Source organism: Bacillus sp. NEAU-Y102 (genome assembly GCF_054788175.1).
Map to the genome: position 1 here is coordinate 1 of NZ_JBTWFK010000023.1, position 19141 is coordinate 19141.

A 19141-nucleotide genomic window follows, 5' to 3' on the forward strand; every position below is an offset into this window, starting at 1 on the left:
TATGTATTAAATGAAGCTAAAAAACTTGTCCCTATTGGAACAGTAGGTGAACTTTATATAGGAGGTATCGCATTAGCACGAGGATATTTGAATCAACCTGAATTAACAAAGGCCTCATTTATCCCACACCCATTCAAGAATAGCTCTAATGATAGATTATATCGGACTGGTGATTTAGTTAAATATTTACCTGATGGAAATATAGAATATATAGGAAGAGCTGATAAACAAGTTAAGATTAGAGGATTTCGAATTGAGTTAGGTGAAATTGAAACAATATTAGGAAATCATCCAGACATTAAAGAAGTTACTGTGGTAGCGCAAGAAGATTCATTTGGAGATAACATCTTAGTAGCCTATATTGTGGGCGAAGGAGATACACAAGAGTGGAGAAAACATGTAGGGGTACATCTTCCAAATTATATGGTCCCGGCTCATTTTATCAAGATAGAATCATTGCCATTAACTGTTAATGGGAAGGTAGATAAAGATGCTTTACCTGCATGGGCCTCTATTATACAAACGAACGAGGGATATATAGCACCTCGGAATAGAGTAGAGCAAAAAATGGTAGAAATTTGGTCAGAGGTATTAGGGATTGACTCCTCTGTCATTGGGGTAAATGATAATTTTTTTGATCTAGGTGGGCACTCTTTAAAAATTATGAGTACTTTAGTAAAAACATTTTCTGAAGGTTGGAATGTAACTATTAAAGATTACTTTGAATTAAAAACAATTAATAATATAGCTAAAAAAATTCAATATGGATATAAAGTAAATTCACATTCAGATACATTAGATATTAAATTGACAACTCCTCCAAAGAAGCTAAAGAAAACAAAAAGACACGAATTTAGTAATAATAGCAAAATACTTTTAACAGGTGCTACAGGATTCTTAGGTATTCACCTACTAGAACAACTATTGGATACTACAGAATGTAAGATATATTGTTTAGTTCGTGGGGAAAATAAACAAGAGGCAAATAATCGTTTATTACACATGTTAAAATTTTATTTTAAAAATAAATTTGTAAACTATCAATCTTTAGTAAATCAACGTATCTTTATTGTACAAGGTGATTTAGCTAAACAAAATATGGGATTAGAAAACGAATTATATAAGGAGCTTCATCAACAAATATCAACTGTTATTCATGCTGCAGCTTTAACAAAACATTTTGGCGAGTATAGTGAATTTGAAAGAGCAAATGTCCAGGCGGTAAAAGAACTTCTTGCATTTGTTGGTGATACTAAGGATTTACATCATATATCTACAACTGGTGTAGCCGGACAATTTGTATTAAATGAAACGGAAACAATATTTAAAGAAAGCGATTTTTATGTAAAACAAAATTACAAAGATAATGTGTATGTGAAAAGTAAATTTTTGGCGGAATATGAAATATTCAAGGCAATATTAAGGGGAACAGATGCTACTATTTATAGAGTAGGAAATCTTACAAATAGATATATTGATGGACAACATCAATATAACTTCACCGAAAATGCATTTATGAGCAAATTAAAATTTATATTACAATATGGTATCGTGACAGATGTATTATTATCAAGTGAAGTTGAGTTTACACCTGTAGATTATTGCAGCAAAATTATCACAGGGTTTGTAACTTCAAATGAAATACATGAAAATAGCAAAAATTGCGTAAATCATATATACAATCATCTTACGTTAAATTTAAATGTACTTGTAAAATTACTAAATTCAATGGGATATCCAATTAAAGTAATTTCTGAAACAGAGTATCAACAATTTATTTTAGAACTTTCTAAAGATAAAAAGAAACAGGAAGATATTCAAAACCTCATGACATTTGAAGAACCAAAAGATAATTGTTATAAACCAATAAATCTTGATTCGACTGAAACTCAAAAAACACTAAAATTATTAGGTATTCAATGGCCTATTATTAATAGTGAATATATACAACAAATTATTAATTATATGACGAGTGTTACTGGTAGTAATTCTGTTGCAAAGCTTTTTAAACAAAGTTACACTTTAAAAAACTGAACAGACTCATGAGAAATGAGAAATTTTAAAGGAACACAGTTAAAAAAATACGCAAAATTTTTTAGACAAAATCACTGAAATAGGACAAGCTTTTAGGCGGAATTATATGCATAATTATTGTGATTCTATCCTTTATAAGGAAATAATTTTTAGTCAGCAAACACATGTAACCTTTTGAATATTGGGTAAAAGACACCCTAGTAGAGTTTTTCATATCGTATGAGACATTGCTGTCGAAAAATTGCAAACAGATGGGAAAATACAACAAGCTATTATCCAACAAAGAAAGAAATACCCCCATAGAATACGTTAGAGCGTTAGATACATTAGAAGAATTTAATGAATTGAATTTAGACTATGTAGAGACGAGTATGAAGGAATAATAACAATATAACAAGTACTTTTTCAGCTTTCTACGTTATATAAGGTAAGGGGAAAACTGTCATCGAGATTACAATTTTAAGTGGATTATCTTTTTCTTTATGGGGAATAACATCGTTAAACACGTTATATGAACAAGCTACAGTAACAAAAGGAGATGTGTAGCCATTGGAACAGGGAGTAGCGGATATTTAAGTTGATAATTGGGAACAGGAAATGAATAAATGATAGGTGAAGGATTCTTGGGAACCCATGGTTCTTACAACAGATAAAAGATCCCTTCGTTTGTTACGAAAAGAATCTTTTATCTGTTGTGTTTTTTTGTTCTTTTGTTCCCGTATTCCTTTTCATTTTAGGTTTCAAAAATATATAAAATCAATTTTAAGACAAATTACTTACATTAATATGCTAATATCAATAGTAGATATTTTATCTTAAATTAATGAAAAAGAAAGGTGATACTAATGAATTCGACACCAATTGATTCTGAAATCTTTAAGGACCAGTTTGGTACAAAACAAATGAGAACAAATTTTTCAGACGAGAATTTAATACAATTGTGGCTTAATTCAGAAGTTTCCTTAGCAAAAGCTGAAGCTAAATTAGGTATTATACCTCAAAATGCAGCGACTAATATTGCAAATGCAGCTGACCAAAATAAACTTGATTTTAATAAGATTAGAGAAGGAATGAAAAAAACTGGACACCCCTTTGTAGCATTCCTACATGAGTTCGAGAGTTTATGTGATGAAGAATCACGTAAGTACATTCATTGGGGAGCAACAACACAAGATATAATTGACACGGGACTTACCCTGCAAATTAAAGGTGCTCATGAACTTATTTATAATCAAACTCAAGAAATATTAAAGATATGTTTGAGATTAAGCCAGCAATATAAGTCAACAGTAATGCCAGGCAGAACGTTAGGTCAGCATGCCTTACCGATTACTTTTGGATATAAGATATCTATATGGTCAGATGAACTTGGTCGTCACTTAGAAAGGTTACAACAAGGTGCAGACCGATATTTAGTGGGGCAACTGGGAGGTGCAGTTGGTACTTTAGCTTCATTAGGAGCGCAAGGGTTAGCTGTTAGAAAAGAGTATGTGAAAAATTTAAACCTAATTGAACCCTTAGTATCTTGGCACACGTCTAGAGACCGATTTGCAGAATTTAGCATGATTTTAAATATGATTGGAGCAACTACAGCTAAAGTTGCAGAAGAAATAATAAGCCTTCAAGGAACAGAGATTAGAGAAGTAGAAGAGGGGTACCATTCTGGTAAAGTAGGAAGTAGCACTATGCCGCATAAAAGAAATCCTATGACTTGCTCTTATATTGTGGGATTAACTAAAATAGTCAATAGAAAATCAACTTTAGCTATTGACAGTATGATTCAGAAACACGAAAGAGATGTTACATTTTGGCAATCTGAATGGTCTTATATTTCGGAAATTTGCATAACTTTAAGCGGCGCATTAGAACAACTTAAAAATGTCTTAACAAACTTAATAGTAAATGAAGAACAAATGAAAAAGAATCTTTTTCTTACCAAAGGTTTAATAGTATCTGAGAACGTAATGTTAGAATTGGGGAAGATAATTGGTAGAACTACTGCCCATGATTTATTGTACGAATTAACAATGAGAGCTTTTGAAGAAGACAAAGATTTAAAAGATATTTTATTAGAAGACAATGAAATTAAGAAGTATTTTAGCGATGAAGAGATAAATTCCCTTACTAATCCAGAATCATACACAGGGTTGAGTGAAAAGTTTGTTGATGATGTTTATAACAAGTGGTTGAGTTATACATAAAACCAATTTAAGACCATTAGCTGAGGAATAATTCCTCAGCTAATGGTCTGCTTATACACATTATTAATTGTAATATTGCAGCCTAGAACATCTCTTGCAATTGAATCGGATTCAAGGAGTGTTACAGAATTAACCCCTGGTCGCGCTCCCGCAGCAGTTACCCAATGAACGCCTTCTGTTGGAATTCCAAAGGAGTATAAATTAGGATTAACTTTACCGTTTTTATCTATTAATCTATTTGGGGGGGGAGTCACTGCTAAACCTCCACTTTCAAAAATATAATTATTGTTCGTTGCAATCTTAAATTCTGAGGCTAGACCTGCTTTTAACATATTTGAGATTAAAATATTTTTACTTTGATTTATATTAACTGAGGGTAGTCTAGCATCAATTAGGTTCTTTGCATGAAATATCGAATCCTTAACACGGTTAGAGCTAATTTTAAAATCTTTATTTATAGGTGAAGTAGCTACAGTTGCTTCAGGTCCAACTAAAACTAAAATTCCGGCTCTTATTAATGCCCTCAATTCTTTGATTCTTTGAACAGGAGGGCCAATTGAAAGAAATGCGTTTAAAGGTGTATACCAATTGCGTAACTCTTCTTTATAAGATTCAGCATTTATTCCTCCATGATCAACAAGTATTCTTATTTCGTTTCGGATATCCCTTAAAACATCTAATGCGGCTTTTAGTGGACTGTTTTTATTACCCAGGTTTGCTTCGTTAATATCATTATGTAAGTAAGTATCTAACCAATTATGAAAGTCTGTTATTGAATTAAATTTTTTATCACCATAAGGACAACTAATTTTGTGCCAATCAAAAAATAGTTCTGATTTTACTCCAAAGTTGATTAAAAGATCCTTATGGTATTCTATGGCACAATTAACAAACTCGTAAAGGAACTGACAAGATTTTTCTATTCCATAGAGATTGCGAATTAAAGTTGTATAATAGATACTTTCAACTTCCAATTTTACGAAAGGCCATATCTCTTTTTTAAAGCTTAGGTTATTTTTATGTTTTAACTGCTCGATAACTTCATTTTTTAGAAATAGTGGGATATGTCTTTCTGAAGAACCTTTTTGATTTTGTCCCCTAGAGTGATAAGGTAAGCCTCGCCTAGAACCTGCAATTAATAAAGGTTCTTTACCAGAGGGAATGTAATTTAATTTGTCATTAATTTCTTCAAACTTTCCATCTCTCCCACTTGTTAAAAGTGACATGTAATCAAAAAAATTAAGGCCTAATCCCCTTATTATTACGGGAGTTTTAGGTTCTATTGAATCTAAATTAACATCTGCTGGATTGGATGGTGGGAAGTAATTTAGGTTGTTACTATTAGCAAACTCAAAGAAATGTTCTTCAGCTGAAGTTAATTTCTGATCTGAGTGCCCAGTTGTAAAGATAACCTTTTCAGCTTTAATTGGTGTTAAAGACTTATTAAGAAATAAAGTATAATCTTCATTGTTCGGATAGAGATTAATTAATGTGTCTTGAATTAAGTTAATCTTAATATTTGAGGGTAATTCTTCAAGAATAGTATTAAATGAATCTTTAAGATAATAGCCGTATAGAGCTCTTGTAGGGTAAGAGTTAGGTTCTAAGGAATAAATTTCTTCTGTAATAACGGTGGGCATATCTAAAGTGTCAATTTTATCCCTTAATTCATTTGCCCATTCTAATAGACTAGGCCCATTAACGATAGGACCCCGACACTGGACGCTATCATCAGTAAATAAAGTTATTTGCGAAGCCACTGTATTCATTAAAAGTTGAGGTGACTGGTCTGTTCTCCATACAGCTCCTCCTGGAGGATGTGGATCAACCAAAAAAAATTCATAAGATTCTGATTTTAATTCAGATAAAATATTAGAGACTATTCTTTCAAATACTGATATACCTCTTGGTCCTAAACCTACTATCGCGATTTTCATATACTCACACCTATCCTTTCTGCAAGATCTAATTTAATCCGTTATGTAAAACAACATAACTAGTAGGTGCAAAAAAAGTCAAGTGTAAAACTAAAAAAATAATTTACTAAAGGGTGTTTAAATTGGAATTTAAAGAGAAAATTAAGTTATTTCGAACGTTACATGATCAAAACAATCCATTAATGCTTCCAAATGCATGGGATGCATCAAGTGCTAAGATTTTTGAGAGAAACGATTTTCAAGCGATTGGGACTACTAGTGCTGGTATCGCAGCAACCTTAGGTTATCCAGATGGCGAGAAGATTCCTTTAGAGTTAATGTTAAATTCCATTAGTAATATCTCGAAAAATACCAAACTTCCTGTTTCAGCTGATATTGAAGGAGGATATACCGCTAATATTTTTGATTTACGAAAAATATTAAACGAGTTAGAAAAATTTGAAGTGGTAGGTATAAATATAGAGGATGGGAGAGGTACGTATTTAAGAGAAATTAATGAGCAAAAGGTCATTTTAGACTTTATTAAAGCTTATTCGCCTCATCTTTTCATAAATGCAAGAATTGATAGTTTTTGGCTAGATATTGGCGATTTAAAAGATCGTATTAAGGATGTAATCGTTCGTGCAGAAGAATATAAAAAATCCGGAGCAGATTGTATTTTTATTCCTGGAGTTAAGGATATTGAGACAATAAAAGTACTTAGAGAAAATATAGAGTTACCTATAAATTTGCTTCAAAGTGAAAACTTAAATTCCATGCAAAACATAAAGACATTAAAAATTGAGAGAGTGAGTCTTGGATCTTCAGCTTTTAGGAATATTCTAACAAACCTTGATAAGATAAGCAGCACCTTTAAACAGGGAAAATTATTACATTCAAATGGAAACTTAACCTATCAAGACTTAAACTTGCTTATGGATTGATTTTTTACAGGTGAATAAACTACTAAAAATAGTTATTTCTATAATTTTCAAAAAAAAGTTTCTCAACCCGAAACTATCAGACTATTATGTAATTTCTCTTTTTTGTGTGTTATGCTAGATTTATCAAATGTAGGAGGTGATTACATATGATCGTTAAAGTAAAAAAAGCTTCTAAAAAAGTAGTTGCTGCTAATGCACTTACTAATGTACCAGGTTAAGTCATTAAGAAGAACCGGATTTCCGGTTCTTCTTAATTTTTTAATTAATCAATTAATTAAGGAGATGTTATAAAATGAAACCAAAATTTAAAGAAACTATCCCTTATTTTTTCCTAAATAAAGAAATTCAAATTGGTGAAGAAGAAGGTTTAGCAGGTATAATTCCAGACCCTACTGGTAGCATCTCATTTCTAATAAATAAATTAGATGGCCAGAGAAACATTCCAAACATCGTTCAAGAAGTACAAAAAGAATTTCCTGATATTAGTTCAAATGAAATTATTGAGGCTATAAAAGTTTTAGGAAATGAAGGTTATTTAGAAGATAATTCAATTGTACCAGAACTCAATGATTACATCTTAGAAAGATATAAAGCGAATATAAATTATTTTTCACTATTCACGAAATTCGGAGAAGATAAATATAAAATTCAAGAAAAGATTTTAGAAACGCCTATTGCACTTCTTGGTGTAGGAGGACTTGGAACACAAGTACTGTATCATTTGGCAGCATTAGGATTTCATAATATAAAAGCTCTGGACTTTGATAATATTGAATTAAGTAATTTTAATAGACAGTTGCTTTATTCGGAATCAGATATAGGGAATAGTAAGGTTGAAATGGCTAAAAAGCGAATATCCCAATTCAACCCTAATGTGGATCTTCAAATTATAAATAAGAAAATAGAGTCACCTCAAGATGTGATTGAACATATTGAAGGAACTGAGCTTGTGATATGTGTTGCAGATAAGCCAACATTACATATTGCAAACTGGGTAAACGAAGGTGTGGTTAAATGTAATCTGCCAATGGTTTATGGTGGAGTATTAAATACTCGTGGTAGATTCTTTTCTATGATTCCTTCTAAGACAGGTTGTGTACAATGTCACATTAATTATGCAAGCCAATTAAACGATAAACAAGACGAGCAATTAGAAGCTATGAATAACATGGAGTTTACTAGAAACAATGCTGCTATAAGTCCAAACGTAGCTATTGTAGCTGGAACAATTGTTAATGAAGCATTAAAAATTTTAACGCAGATTGCACAACCTATTTCTTTAGGGAAAGTTATGGAAGTGGACTTTTTAACCCTAGAAACTAATACTGTTTCTTCGTGGGAAAAAATGTTAGATTGTCCTCTCTGTGGTCAAGTAGTTAAAAGTGAAGTGAAGTGATTTGATATGCTACCTAAAGTTTTTTTAAATAAGAATTATGTAATACTTTTTTCTGGGATGACAATAAGTAAATTAGGAATGTGGTTCTTCACTATAGCAATTCCATTAATTGTTTATGATTTAACCCATTCTCCAAGTAAAATGGCCTTCGTACTAGCATTAGAGCTTGGAGCCCAAGTTATTTTTAGTTTAATAGGTGGGGCATTAGCAGACCAAATGTCTAAAAAGAAGATAATGATAATAGGAGACTATGCTTCAGCGCTTTTTGTACTCGTAGTTCCTATACTTTTTTTAAGTGGTTATAACAGCATAATAGTTATATATATTGCCGCTTTTACCTTATCTGCTTTAGCAGCTTTTCATCATCCTAGTTTTGAATCTGCAGTTCCTGAAATCTTATCTAAAGAGGATCTTATTCAAGGTAACTCATTCTTTAGACTAAGCGAAACGATTATCACATTCTTGGGACCCGCCGTAGCGGGGATTGCAATAGCGCTTTTTGGGAATTCGAATGTTTTATTAATAACAAGTGTGGCCTTCTTTTTATCAGGAACAATATTTTTATTTTTAAAATTTAGAGATTTTGCTGAAGAAGAGAAGAAACGCCCTGAATTAGTAAAACCTATTGTTGAAGGACTAAGATATGTCTTTGGAACGAAAATTATCTTAGTTGGTTCTCTAGTTATTTTTGGTATTAATATAGGATTTGGAGCTGTAGAATCTCTTTTTATGTATTACTTGAAAGATTATCTAGGCTTGAGTCCTATAAATATTGGATTAATTTTTTCATTACAGGCAATTGGACCAATTTTGGCTGTTTATTTTGCAAGTAAATTTAAACATATTCCAAGAGGAAATGTTATTATTTATTCAGGGATTGTTATAGGACTTGCCCAGATGCTCCTGTACTTCTCTCAATTCAGCTTAGTAATTTTAGTATTCTGTCAAATTTTTATTAAAGGATCAGTTACTTTATTAGCTATTAATTGGTTTACATTGCGACAAGAGACTGTACCTAGCAAGTTGCTCGGAAGAGTTATCAGTTCTACTAGAATGGTAGCATTTTTAGCTTTACCTTTTAGTGCTATGATAGCTGGCTTTTTGGCTGAGTCAATAAATGTTTTGTCAATCTTCTTAGTTGCAGGTGCTTTCGCGATAGTATCATCAATCGTAGGTGTAAGTCTTGGTTTATTTGATAGAAAAAGATTAGATAAGATTCAAAATGATACAGCATTGTAATTAGTTAAGTGTAAAGGGAGTTATTTTATGAACAAAATTGAACTAATAATTATGAATTCTAATGAAGTACGCCGGAGAAGTTTAAATTTATGGAGTTCTATTCCCAGTGAGGTTTTATTTCATAGGGTTGATTCATCTTCAATGACTATATTAGAACAAGTACGGCATGTTTTAGAAGCTGAATATTTATATCTTGAAATTTTAAAGACTAGAAAAAGTTTGCCCTATAGCGATGATGAACCAAATCCTTTCAATACACGCGATTTTTCAACCATTCAAGATGAGGTTGATTTTGCAAAACCTTATCGAAAAAATTTCTTAGATTTTATAATGGGATTAAATGAGGAAGATCTTGAAAATATAAAAATAGATCGCTCAGATGTAGGATATACTAGAAACCTTGGAGATATGTTAATGAGAATGGCGTATCATGAAGCCGTACATACAGGGCAATTATTAAGAGATATGAGGGCTTTAGGTTTAAAAAGACCTCATCTATGGGATTAAATTAAAAATGGTTATCCGTTAGCATTCTAAATAAATGTTTCTATTTCTGACGAGTTATACATGTTAAAATATATAACATGAGTATGTAGGGGGAAGAGTTATGAGCACTGAAGAGTTTTTAACAGATATTCATGAGCATACTCCGAGTTATAGACAGATAAAAATGGAAGCGTTGAGAAGATTTCCTAATGAACGTTTGCAAGTTATTGAATATATATAAGAAAATGCAAGTTTATACGATTATTTAATATGTTTGTTAGATATAACACAGAATGCTCTGGTGAATGAATCTGTACGCAAATCGGAAGGCGAGTTAAAGAAGTATGAGTTTACAGCAAGTGAATTAGAAATGTTGTTTAGTGGATTCTATGTTGCAGTTAGGCAATTGCCTGAGAACATTGGACCTAAAATTTATGAAGCTATTCGATGCAAAAGTGAAGACGTATTATTGAAGTGTTTAGAAGAATCAATAAGAGGGTCTGAAGAAAAGAAAAAAGAAAAAAGCGGATTTTAACATTGAAATTTATCGTACAAAGAATTGACACTTAAATCCCTCACAAACGTTACAGAAAGATATAATACCTAAGTTGAAAGAAAAGTAAAAGGTCAATGGATATAGTTATATTGTGCAGTTGATTCAGAGGGTAATACAATTGATTTTTATCTAAGTAAATCAAGAGATAAACCAGCAGTCAAGCGCTTTTTCAAGAAAGCCTTGGCTTTTTCGCATGTTTCTAAACCTCGTGTGATAACAGTAGATAAGAACCCTGCCTATCCTGTAGAGATTCAAGTCATTTAAAACAGCAATCTCTATATTGAGTGGTGTCGAATCTATGCATATGATAAAAAACGGGCAACTTGTTTTACCGGACAAGTCTGTCCAAAATCAGAAAGAATTTATTCCTAAATGGTTTGGCTTAGCTTCATAAGATAGAAATGAAGAGAAAATTGCTATTCTATGTTTCCAACTAACATTTTTGCACCAGAACCGAATCTTCAACGAATTTACTATGTAACATGGCTAACACCTGCATCCTATTATTAAACGGTGTTCCAAATGCACTAACAATTAAGCTAATACCAGTTGCTAATGCTCCAACTACTAATTTCTTGAACATAATAAATCCCCCTTAATATTTTTTATAACTTGCACCCTAAATATATCACTTTTCTTATTTTGTAAATGTTTTGAATTTGTAGAAAAGTTTATTTGAATCTTATTAATATTGGTAATTCATTTTATTAAGTGGAAAATAGAGGGATTTTTATAGGTATGTAAAAATACATAATAAATGAACCGAATATTATGATATACTCTCAAAGAGCTGATACAAAACTTCTTTAGATTGGAAAACTAAATTCTTATCTACCCAATTGTGGGGGCGCCTTATGGCGTCTTTTTTTTATAAGAAACCTCCAAGCATTCATACACTTGAGGGTTTATCAATTGAAAGGTAGGGCTGTTTGGAGTTCCTTAAATTAAGAACAAAGCAGGATTATTCCTAAACCAATTAATAGAGCTGCAGCAAACGCTGGAATTGGCACAGGGATCTCGATACTTTCTACAACTAAGAAGTATTGTCCACTTACTACTTTAAAACAAACTAATTGCATTAATTAAGAGTTTTAGTGCACTACTCCTTGGAAGTTGATCTTGTAGCGCTCTTTCTCGTAATTCACTATGTTTTCCAAAGAAAATAGTGAAAGGCAAGGCGATGAATACATTTACAAAATGACAAAACTGTAAGAATACACGAATGTTTGTAAGAAAGTTCGATGTTTTCCTTTTTCTTTTTTTATTATAGTGAAAAAGAAGGACGAAATATTCTCTTATGTAGGAAAGGAAGATAATAATGATTGATCTATTAAATAAATGGATGTTAGAAAGTACAGGCAATTTCAATATCGTTGTAGGAATTACAGCACTTCTATTTTTGGGTTCAGTAATTGCACTTATTATTATTTACAAAAAAATTGGTAAACCAGATGAAAGCACAAATGCTATTTATTTAAAAATTACTTCTCGTATGTTTACTACTCAAATTCTAATGAATGCTATATTTATTTCTTTAGTTGGTAAAGATATTGAGAATTTCCGTCAAATCTTTATATTATTTGAAGCTTTTGTATTTTTTATTGGAGCTATTTATTCGTTTAAATTATATAGACAGGAATATAAATAATTTACTTGCAAGAAACAATAAAAAAACTGCACCCCAATTGTTAGACACAGTCTAACAATTGGAGGTGTAGTTTTTTTATGACTAAATTTACTTCAGAAGACAAAATGAATGCAGTAATACATTATCAAGATGGAAGTGAGAGTATAAAAGATATTGCGAAATCATTGGGAGCGAATCACGAAGTGGTTCGCATGTGGATAAAACAATTTGAATATCATGGAATCCTGGCCTTTGAAAAAGGCTATACAACGTATTCTGCACAGTATAAACTAGACGTACTAAATTATATGTTCGAAAATGGGACGTCTCCAAACGAAACGGCAGTCATTTTTAATATTTCTTCACCTGGACTTATTAGAAAATGGCGTATTCAGCTACATCAAAAAGGAGTAGACGCCCTTAAATCGAAGAAAAAGGGGCGTCAATCTATGACTAAGGACAATCAAAAATCAATTAAGAAACAAACACAAACAGAAGAGTCAGTAGAAACATTACAAGCTAAATTGGAGCGTTTGCGTATGGAGAATGCTTATTTAAAAAAGTTGAATGCCTTAGTTCAAAACAAGGAAAAATCACCAAACAAGATAAGGCGCAAGTAATCTATGAACTAAGGAAAGCATTTCCGGTGCAGGCACTTTTAAAATTAGCAGAACTCCCACGAAGTACATATTATTACTGGATACAGAATTCTAATCGACCAGATAAAGATAAAGAGCTAAAGATCCTTAATTCAAAACATTTACGATGAACACCAAGGTCGTTATGGATATCGCCGTATTCGCGATGAGTTAATGAACCAAGGACACAAAATCAACCATAAAAAAGTTCAACGAATTATGAAAGAGTTAGGTTTAAAGAGTCTAGTTCGTATGAAAAAATATCGCTCGTATAAAGGACAAGTAGGTAAGATTGCGCCAAATATTTTAGAACGTAATTTTAAAGCTGAAAAGCCGAACGAAAAATGGGTTACAGACATAACAGAATTTAAATTATGTGGCGAGAAGCTCTACTTATCACCGATGTTAGATCTATTTAATGGAGAGATAATCGCTTATACAATTGATTCAAGACCAACCTATTCACTTGTATCGAAGATGTTGGAGAAGTCTTTTCAACAATTGACAGAAGAAGACGAACTCCTTATTCACTCTGATCAAGGCTGGCATTATCAAATGAAGAAGTATCGTCACGCCCTAAAGGAACGCAAGATTACGCAAAGTATATCTCGTAAAGGGAACTGTTACGATAATGCGGTTATTGAAAGTTTCTTTGGTATTATGAAATCTGAATTTCTTTATCTAAAAGATTTTGAAAGCATAGAACACTTTAAACAAGAATTTGAAAAATATATCGATTATTATAATCACAAAAGAATTAAGGCAAAACTAAAAGGCATGAGTCCGGTACAATATCGAACTCATGCCCTAAAGGCTGCCTAATGAAACGACCTGTCTAACTTTATGGGGTCAGTTCACCTTTTGGTGGTCTTTTTTGCATAAAATCTTGTAAAGCAAGAAAAAGTAGAATATTAATATTCTAATATTCAATAGAAAGATAAAGTGTTTAAAAGTTCAAAATAATACATTATAATCTATTTAGTAAAATTAACCAAAATATATTTTGCTTATTATGTATTAAAGGGGAAATGAAAATGGCTGGACAAATTCGTATGTCACCAGAGGAGCTTAAATCAAAAGCGGCTCGATATGGACAAGGTGCAAATCAAATTGAGGACATTTTAAGTCAACTACAAAACTTGCAAAATGAATTAAGAGGAGAATGGGAAGGTCGTGCTTTCGAAGGTTTTGATCAACAGTTCAATGAATTAAAGCCAAAAGTACAAAACTTTGCACAGCTATTACAAGAAATTAATATGCAGCTGAATAAAACTGCAGAAGCTGTTGCTTCTCATGATGAAGAATTATCACGTAATTTCGGTTTGAAATAAAAATTGTCATAATCTATATAACAAGCATTTCAAATGAGCCATACAGCTTATATTGTATGGCTCATTTGATTGCATGCCTAGAGCGAGTGATATTGATAGGGATATATATTTTATGAGATTTCTTTGATGCGTTTGGAAAACTTATAGAAAGGGTTTGAAAGAATGGGACAATTTCAAAGTAATTTACAAACAGCAACGCAAATTGCTACGAAAATGGAATCAGCCTCTGATAGGATTCAAAGTGTAACAACTCGTTCTATAACAAAGGCGACGCGTACAACATTATCTGTTAACTTCAAAGCACAAGAAGCGAATCAACAAATGTTAGACTTGACGAAACAATTTTCCGCTGCCTTTCAACAAGCGGTTGATAATATTCATTCGGTATCTAATGAATTTGAGAGAATGGATAACGAACTTCACAATACTTTTCGCTAATGTGACAACCTACGTAAAGTAAAATAGTAGGAGGAAAAAGATGAGTCAAGATATTGAAAAACAAATTAATCAAGTAAATCAAAAGTTACGAAGTGTATTTGAAGAACAAGACCGAAATCAATCTGCGATTCAAGCTCAAGAACAAGCGGAAGCAGATTTTTATGAATGTAGAAGTCGAAATCGTCGTTTGTTTGATCGAATTTTAGGAACTTGGCATGGTGATAGAGAAATGTCCCAGTTTTTTATGAATACGTATCAAGATGCACAACATATTGAACGAAAAGTCACATTTGAATTGGAAAACAAAAAAGAAACGTTGCTTAAAGAAAGACGAGACCTTAATGATTTAGAAAACGCCCTTTCCTATCAACAACAACAATTAACAAGGGAGGTCAATGCATGAGTTTAAATATGTATTTGGGAGAGGTACGAAGCCAAACTCAAAGCATGAATGCTGTATGTACCGCTACTATTCAAGGTATGGAACAAGCCATTCAGTCGATTGACGCTTTTGCAGTTGATACTGTTTTACAAGGGCAAACATATAGTAGTGCAAAAGCATTTTTTGTACAAACCTTTCGACCTTTGGCACAAGGAATCATTTATTTGTGTGAAGAATTAATCCGTCAAAATGATGCTTTTCCAAGTGACTTTCAATCACAGGTAGCTCAGGCAGATGTAATTGAACACGAGATATTAGAACAAATTCGGGAAATTGACCGAATGAAAACAAGTATGGAAGCTGTCAATCAAGCTATGCCAATGCCGGGTATGGATGCCATGGTAAATCTTTTTATTGTTATGAGGCAAAAACTGCAAGAAAAGCTGGATCATTTGTATCAATTCAATCAGAACTCTAGTAATAATTATAGTACAGCACTTCAATTAGCAGCTAGTATTGCTGCAGGTCTTGCGGAAGTTCAAAGTGGGAAAGGGTTTAGTCCTGCAAGTGGTACATTTAGTATGCAAGGGTTGAATATGGAATGGACAACTTCAATTCAAGCGATTACAGAAGAGAGGGCACGACAAGCTGCCAATTCAATTGAAGAAGGTGAAATGTGTGGTAAGCTACCTGAAAAATCTACTGGTGAAAAAATTTGGGACGGTATTGTAGATGGTACGGGACAAGCAGTTAGCGATACAATAGACGGAATAAAAGCTTTAGGAGATTGGGAAACGTGGGAAAACATGGGGAACGCTGCTTTGCACCCTATTGATACCCTCAGTACGATGTATAATGTATTGTCAGATTCATTTATTAATGATGTAATAAATGGAGATGCTGAAAGTCGTGCTAAATGGGGAAGTTATGCTTTAACACAAGTTGGATTAGGACTTATTGGTGATAAAGGATTAAGTAAAGTATCGAAGGTAGCAACTACTGCAAATCTAACAAAAGGTATGTCCAGAGTAACTAATTCTGCTACATATAGAAATGCAATAAACGTATTAAATAATTTTAATTTAAACATTGGAAACCGTTTTGCTTATGCTGGTATTGGGGGAAGTTCTTTAAAATCTAGCTTTATTGATACTTATCAAACAGCTAAGGATAAGCTATCACCTTATCAATATACTAAAAGGACTACGGATGGTGACATTTTTGTTGGTAAATTATATGGAGAAGATGTAATTCTTAAAGATGTTAAAGTTGATGAAATTACTTACTCTAAGAGAACTCGAGAAGAAGCTGAACAACTTCGGAAGGAATTTGATAGGAGTGTGAGAAAAGATTTTCTTAATGCATTGGTAAATGATCCTGTTAAACTGAAAGAACTCAAAAAAGCGGGAATAACAGATGCTGATATAGAAAGGATGAAAAGAGGAAACAATCCAAAAGGGTGGCAAGTACATCATAACCTCCCTTTAGATGATGGAGGAACAAACGATTTTGGAAATTTAACATTAATACAAAATCATCCATATCATAAAGCTATAACTAATACACAACGTACGTTAACTAGACACTTACAAGAGGGAGATAGTGTAGACGTAAGCTGGCCTATACCAAAACATAACATCTACCCTAAGGGAGAATAAATAAACTTAGAAAGGGATTTTTATATGTGGAAAAATCTGGTTTTAGAAATTGAAAAAATAGAGAAAAGTTTTAATGATAAACTGAATACACCAGCAACAGATAGTGAAGTTCAGAAATTAAGAGAACGCATGAAAGAGAGTTATAATGTTGACCTACCGAGTGAATATGAGGAGTTTCTTAAAACTGTAAATGGATTAGATTTTAACGGGCTAGTACTTTATGGAGTTGACTCTTATTTGTTAGATACAGAAAGGGACGAATCAATTTGCGGGCTTATAGAAACCAATGAGATTTGGTATGAAAATGAATTTCAAAAAGAGTATCTTTTCTTTGGCGATTCAAATATTGCGTGGTTTTGTAAGAGCTTATCAGACGGTACTTATTTAGAACTTGATAAACCATCTGGTACGGTAATGAACACATATAATGATTTTAATACAATGCTTGAGGAAGCGTTAAAAATAACCCTTCTTTAATAGGGGGTATTAAAAATTATGTTTAATTTTTTAAAAGAATATGTTGTAGCAGACAGAAGTGTCCGTTCTAAACAAAAACCTATTTTCTATCCTATATATCAAGATGAGATAGATGAGGCAGAAAGCTTATTACAAATGGAACTTCCAAAAGAACTGAAACGCTTTTATCAAGAAATAAGTTGTGGTTTTTTAAGTCTGATACAAGAACGTTTTTCAACAGATTTATGGACCCGATTTCAGTTGCAGATTTCCGTTTAAGGCAAGATATTTATGAATATAATCCAAACCTAGATGATGATTCATTAGTGTTTTTTGAAGTAACAGAACTTAACTTTTTAACAATTAAATTTAAAGAGGAAAATGAATTAGGTCAATGTCCTACTTACTCTGAAGATGAGAAAATAGCGGATTCTTTAGAAGAATTTTTAATTAAAATGGATGAAAATCCTGACTATTATATTTAATCTTTTTAAGACTTGCATTAAGGTGTAGCATTTGAAAAATATCTAATCATGAGTAAAAAAGCTTATGTATAATGAAGTGAACCCGAATAGTGGTACATGAAAAAAACACCTCCTGAATTCGCATACTAAGTATGCAAATTCATTGGAGGTGTTTTTCGTTTGAAGACAAGAGTTCATTACCCAGAAGAAGTAAAGTGGAAAGTGATTGAAATGAAAAAGGATGGATATTCCAATTGGACAATTATGGAGAAGCTTGGAATTAAAAATGTTTCCCAAATTAAGACGTGGATGAAGTGGTATCGTACCGATCAAACGTACCGTTTTCAACAACCTGTAGGAAAACAATATTCTTATGGAAAAGGACCAAAAGAGCTCAGTGAATTAGAACAGCTACGTTTAGAAAATAAACATCTAAAAACAAAATTACTTGTATGGGGAAAGTATCTGGAAATCGAAAGGGGCTGAAACCAGAAACTGTAGTTACTTTATGGAGAAATGTACAAACAAAAATAACGGTAAAAGACTTGTGTAACGTATTAGAATTACCCCGTTCTACATTTTATCGTTGGTTACAACGAACGGAAGATCTGAAAGATGATATAGAAGAAAAAGTAAAGGACGTCTGTCTTAGGCATAAATTCCGGTATGGATATCGAAGAGTGACCGCTACTCTTCGAAAAATGGGACTGTGTGTCAATCATAAAAAAGTATTACGAATCATGAGACAAAATCATATTCTTTCAAAAGTGCGTCGAAAGAAAAAGAAATATATCAATGGTGCGGAACCAATGGTAGCCCCTCATCGATTGGAGCGCCAATTCGATGCATCCAAACCAAATGAAAAGTGGTTTACGGATGTGACGTATCTCTTATTTGGAGAGCGTACCTTGTATTTATCAACGATCATGGATGCCTTTAATCGTGAAATTATTAGTTGTGTCATCAGCGAATCACAAACACTGACATTAGCGATGAAAACATTGAAACAAGCAATGAGAGGGCGAAAAGTAAAAGATGTCCTTCTTCACTCGGATCAAGGAAGTATTTATACAGCAAAAGAATTTCAAGCGTATGCCAAAGAAAACGGCATGATCACCAGCATGTCCCGGAGAGGAAATTGCCATGATAATGCCGTCATGGAAAGCTTCTTTGGTCATTTAAAAAGTGAAGCTTTCTATTCACAAAAGATAACAAAAGTATCCAACACAACTGTGCGAAAGATTGTGCTAGAATACATTCATTACTACAATTGTGTGCGAATTCAAGAAAAATTAAACCACCTATCCCCTAAAGAATTTAGGGAACAAGTGGTTTAGGTGTTTTGATTGGTGTCCCGTTTTCGGGGTTCACTTCA

16 protein-coding genes and 4 pseudogenes are annotated in these 19141 nt (G+C 32.5%); 17 read left to right on the forward strand and 3 right to left on the reverse strand.

All coding sequences use genetic code 11. From position 1 onward, the window contains the following. Together ACYFX0_RS30395 and purB are read left to right on the forward strand one after the other, a co-directional pair. Window positions 1–2034 (forward strand): thioester reductase domain-containing protein (locus ACYFX0_RS30395; protein WP_460272063.1); only part of this gene is annotated, 2034 nt, incomplete at its 5' end. Between the two features lie 845 nt (window positions 2035–2879). Continuing rightward, on the forward strand, window positions 2880–4235 hold the full coding sequence (purB, locus tag ACYFX0_RS30400) for an adenylosuccinate lyase (protein ID WP_016078039.1): 1356 nt from the start codon (window positions 2880–2882) through the stop codon (window positions 4233–4235). 35 nt (window positions 4236–4270) lie between these two features. On the opposite strand, the gene ACYFX0_RS30405 is transcribed toward purB, so the two are convergent. Beyond that, a complete protein-coding gene (locus tag ACYFX0_RS30405; protein ID WP_074791116.1) occupies window positions 4271–6172 on the reverse strand; it encodes an FAD/NAD(P)-binding protein in 1902 nt (633 codons plus the stop codon). A gap of 113 nt (window positions 6173–6285) precedes the next feature. On the opposite strand from ACYFX0_RS30405, the gene ACYFX0_RS30410 reads away from it, so the two are divergent. From ACYFX0_RS30410 to ACYFX0_RS30435, 6 genes and pseudogenes are all read left to right on the forward strand, one after another. Continuing rightward, on the forward strand, window positions 6286–7095 hold the full coding sequence (locus ACYFX0_RS30410; RefSeq protein WP_223266716.1) for an isocitrate lyase/PEP mutase family protein: 810 nt from the start codon (window positions 6286–6288) through the stop codon (window positions 7093–7095). 292 nt (window positions 7096–7387) lie between these two features. Next, window positions 7388–8491, forward strand: coding sequence for a HesA/MoeB/ThiF family protein (locus ACYFX0_RS30415; protein ID WP_460272064.1), 1104 nt, complete (start codon window positions 7388–7390; stop codon window positions 8489–8491). 6 nt (window positions 8492–8497) lie between these two features. After that, the gene (locus ACYFX0_RS30420; RefSeq protein WP_000937089.1) at window positions 8498–9730 is read left to right on the forward strand and encodes an MFS transporter; all 1233 of its coding nucleotides are present in this window, start codon (window positions 8498–8500) and stop codon (window positions 9728–9730) included. A 27-nt stretch (window positions 9731–9757) separates the two neighbouring features. Beyond that, on the forward strand, window positions 9758–10237 hold the full coding sequence (locus ACYFX0_RS30425) for a DinB family protein (RefSeq protein ID WP_001033112.1): 480 nt from the start codon (window positions 9758–9760) through the stop codon (window positions 10235–10237). 280 nt (window positions 10238–10517) lie between these two features. After that, window positions 10518–10751 carry a hypothetical protein gene (locus ACYFX0_RS30430; RefSeq protein WP_001005923.1) on the forward strand — a complete coding sequence of 78 codons (234 nt, stop codon included), beginning with the start codon at window positions 10518–10520 and terminating at the stop codon, window positions 10749–10751. Window positions 10752–10832: 81 nt separating this feature from the next. Continuing rightward, window positions 10833–11166 (forward strand): annotated as a pseudogene (locus tag ACYFX0_RS30435) (DDE-type integrase/transposase/recombinase); the annotation flags it as partial. Window positions 11167–11205: 39 nt separating this feature from the next. Here ACYFX0_RS30435 and ACYFX0_RS30440 read toward each other — a convergent pair. Next, window positions 11206–11355: a hypothetical protein gene (locus tag ACYFX0_RS30440; RefSeq protein ID WP_000473828.1), complete on the reverse strand. Its 150-nt coding sequence runs from the start codon at window positions 11353–11355 to the stop codon at window positions 11206–11208. A 479-nt stretch (window positions 11356–11834) separates the two neighbouring features. Then, window positions 11835–11951: pseudogene (locus ACYFX0_RS30445) on the reverse strand (transposase); the annotation flags it as partial. Window positions 11952–12090: 139 nt separating this feature from the next. On the opposite strand from ACYFX0_RS30445, the gene ACYFX0_RS30450 reads away from it, so the two are divergent. The 9 genes and pseudogenes from ACYFX0_RS30450 (at window position 12091) to ACYFX0_RS30490 (ending at window position 19103) form a co-directional block, all read left to right on the forward strand. Beyond that, window positions 12091–12420: a hypothetical protein gene (locus ACYFX0_RS30450; RefSeq protein ID WP_000566275.1), complete on the forward strand. Its 330-nt coding sequence runs from the start codon at window positions 12091–12093 to the stop codon at window positions 12418–12420. 77 nt (window positions 12421–12497) lie between these two features. Continuing rightward, window positions 12498–13859, forward strand: a pseudogene (locus tag ACYFX0_RS30455) (IS3 family transposase). Window positions 13860–14071: 212 nt separating this feature from the next. Next, the gene (locus ACYFX0_RS30460; protein WP_000918588.1) at window positions 14072–14368 is read left to right on the forward strand and encodes a WXG100 family type VII secretion target; all 297 of its coding nucleotides are present in this window, start codon (window positions 14072–14074) and stop codon (window positions 14366–14368) included. Between the two features lie 162 nt (window positions 14369–14530). Further along, window positions 14531–14806: a TIGR04197 family type VII secretion effector gene (locus ACYFX0_RS30465; protein ID WP_000529661.1), complete on the forward strand. Its 276-nt coding sequence runs from the start codon at window positions 14531–14533 to the stop codon at window positions 14804–14806. A 40-nt stretch (window positions 14807–14846) separates the two neighbouring features. Next, window positions 14847–15209 carry a DUF3958 family protein gene (locus ACYFX0_RS30470; RefSeq protein ID WP_000076127.1) on the forward strand — a complete coding sequence of 121 codons (363 nt, stop codon included), beginning with the start codon at window positions 14847–14849 and terminating at the stop codon, window positions 15207–15209. Beyond that, window positions 15206–16846, forward strand: a complete 1641-nt coding sequence (locus ACYFX0_RS30475) for a T7SS effector LXG polymorphic toxin (protein WP_097826161.1) — start codon at window positions 15206–15208, stop codon at window positions 16844–16846. Before ACYFX0_RS30470 ends, ACYFX0_RS30475 begins: the two co-directional genes overlap by 4 nt. 24 nt (window positions 16847–16870) lie before the next feature. Further along, a complete protein-coding gene (locus tag ACYFX0_RS30480) occupies window positions 16871–17323 on the forward strand; it encodes a YrhA family protein (protein ID WP_000265799.1) in 453 nt (150 codons plus the stop codon). 18 nt (window positions 17324–17341) lie between these two features. Then, window positions 17342–17787: pseudogene (locus ACYFX0_RS30485) on the forward strand (SMI1/KNR4 family protein). Between the two features lie 159 nt (window positions 17788–17946). Next, window positions 17947–19103 (forward strand): IS3-like element ISBt2 family transposase gene (locus ACYFX0_RS30490; protein ID WP_097826534.1). Its coding sequence is split into 2 segments (ribosomal slippage): window positions 17947–18199 and window positions 18199–19103, totalling 1158 coding nucleotides; the frame shifts between segments, so codons are not numbered across the junction. The last annotated feature ends 38 nt before the right edge of the window (window positions 19104–19141 follow it).

Coding starts and splice junctions, on each gene's coding strand:
- purB (WP_016078039.1), top strand. CDS start 2,880: ATGAATTCGACACCAATTGATTCTGAAATCTTTAAGGACCAGTTTGGT.
- ACYFX0_RS30405 (WP_074791116.1), bottom strand. CDS start 6,172: ATGAAAATCGCGATAGTAGGTTTAGGACCAAGAGGTATATCAGTATTT.
- ACYFX0_RS30415 (WP_460272064.1), top strand. CDS start 7,388: ATGAAACCAAAATTTAAAGAAACTATCCCTTATTTTTTCCTAAATAAA.
- ACYFX0_RS30420 (WP_000937089.1), top strand. CDS start 8,498: ATGCTACCTAAAGTTTTTTTAAATAAGAATTATGTAATACTTTTTTCT.
- ACYFX0_RS30425 (WP_001033112.1), top strand. CDS start 9,758: ATGAACAAAATTGAACTAATAATTATGAATTCTAATGAAGTACGCCGG.
- ACYFX0_RS30440 (WP_000473828.1), bottom strand. CDS start 11,355: ATGTTCAAGAAATTAGTAGTTGGAGCATTAGCAACTGGTATTAGCTTA.
- ACYFX0_RS30450 (WP_000566275.1), top strand. CDS start 12,091: ATGATTGATCTATTAAATAAATGGATGTTAGAAAGTACAGGCAATTTC.
- ACYFX0_RS30460 (WP_000918588.1), top strand. CDS start 14,072: ATGGCTGGACAAATTCGTATGTCACCAGAGGAGCTTAAATCAAAAGCG.
- ACYFX0_RS30465 (WP_000529661.1), top strand. CDS start 14,531: ATGGGACAATTTCAAAGTAATTTACAAACAGCAACGCAAATTGCTACG.
- ACYFX0_RS30470 (WP_000076127.1), top strand. CDS start 14,847: ATGAGTCAAGATATTGAAAAACAAATTAATCAAGTAAATCAAAAGTTA.
- ACYFX0_RS30475 (WP_097826161.1), top strand. CDS start 15,206: ATGAGTTTAAATATGTATTTGGGAGAGGTACGAAGCCAAACTCAAAGC.
- ACYFX0_RS30480 (WP_000265799.1), top strand. CDS start 16,871: ATGTGGAAAAATCTGGTTTTAGAAATTGAAAAAATAGAGAAAAGTTTT.